Source organism: Streptomyces phyllanthi, from assembly GCF_009377205.1.
Lineage (GTDB): Bacteria > Actinomycetota > Actinomycetes > Streptomycetales > Streptomycetaceae > Streptomyces > Streptomyces phyllanthi.
The window spans coordinates 1-1,073 of the sequence record NZ_VJZE01000931.1; the positions used below are offsets into that span (position 1 = coordinate 1).

General features: G+C 69.3%; 1 protein-coding gene. It reads right to left on the reverse strand.

Features of this window, described 5'->3' with window-relative positions; translation table 11 throughout:
• Nucleotides 1-46: 46 nt before the first annotated feature.
• The coding region (locus FNH04_RS46215) for a type IV secretory system conjugative DNA transfer family protein (protein ID WP_228032083.1) at nucleotides 47-1,073 on the reverse strand (1,027 nt) is incomplete at its 5' end.

Genomic DNA, 1,073 nt, shown 5'->3' on the forward strand with positions numbered 1-1,073 from the left:
GAGCGGGAGTTGGAGTACGTGATCGAGGGGGCGTAGAGGGTTGCCGTTACACCGGTAGCTCGTACTGCGGCCAGCGTGATCTTCCCTGTTCTCGTGAACGCATCAGTGCCAGTGTCGGCATTCCCCGGTCCGTGCCGTCGGCCAGGAGGGCCGGGAGTTGGGGGAGTGGGGCCACTGCTGCCACGTCGTCCAGGATCAGGGTGAGTGGTGGGTCGAGGCGGCCGGAGGATGACCGTTCGGCCATGCGCCGGCCGCGCTCGACCACGCTTGCGGCCAGGGCCGTCAGCAGGGGCATGGCCCCTGGAGCTGCCCTGGGGTCCTCGATGGGTTCCCCCACGACATAAAGTGTGCCCCCTTCGGCCACGAAGGAATCCAAGGCCAGCGAGTCTGTTCGGTTTGGAGTGCAGGACTCCCGGACGTTGACGGTGGAGAGGGATGACAGGGCCCGGGTCGTCAGTTCCTGTGCCATGTCGCGGCGTTCGGGGTGTGAGGTGAGGGCCGACTCCAGTTCGCCGGCTGTGCCCGGTGATGCCTTCGGGTTCGTACGGAGGGCTCGTACGGCCTCCTGTACCTGTGTGCCCTGGGCCCAGCGGTGGATGTGGCGGATGGTGCGGCCGTCCACGGCGGCGGCGTGCAGATAGCAGCGCAGGAGCGTTTCGGCGGTGTCCGCGAGTGCCTGGTCGATCTTGGCTGTGGGGCGGATCGGGGCCAGGAGTGCGGCTGCGCGTGCCGCCGCTGTCGCCTTGTCCTCGCACCCTCTGGAGGGCGTCCAGTGGAGGCGGGCCGGGGTGTCGCAGAGGTGGGCGGGGTCGTAGAGGAGGACCGGGCCGAGCTTGGCGCGTGCGTCCTTGGTCTCTGCCCAGAGGATGGGGTTCGAGGTGATGACCAGGGCAGGGCCTTCGGCGTCGCTGAGTGCCTGGACGGCTAGGGGGTGCCGGGTTTCGGGGGTGCCGAGGACCACCGGGCCGCGTGGCGCGGGCACCGGCACGGCGATGTCAGTGACGGCAGTTGAGGTCTCTGCCGCCAGTGCGGAGGGTACGGATGGTTCGGCGGTGGTGGCCGGGGTGTGGGTG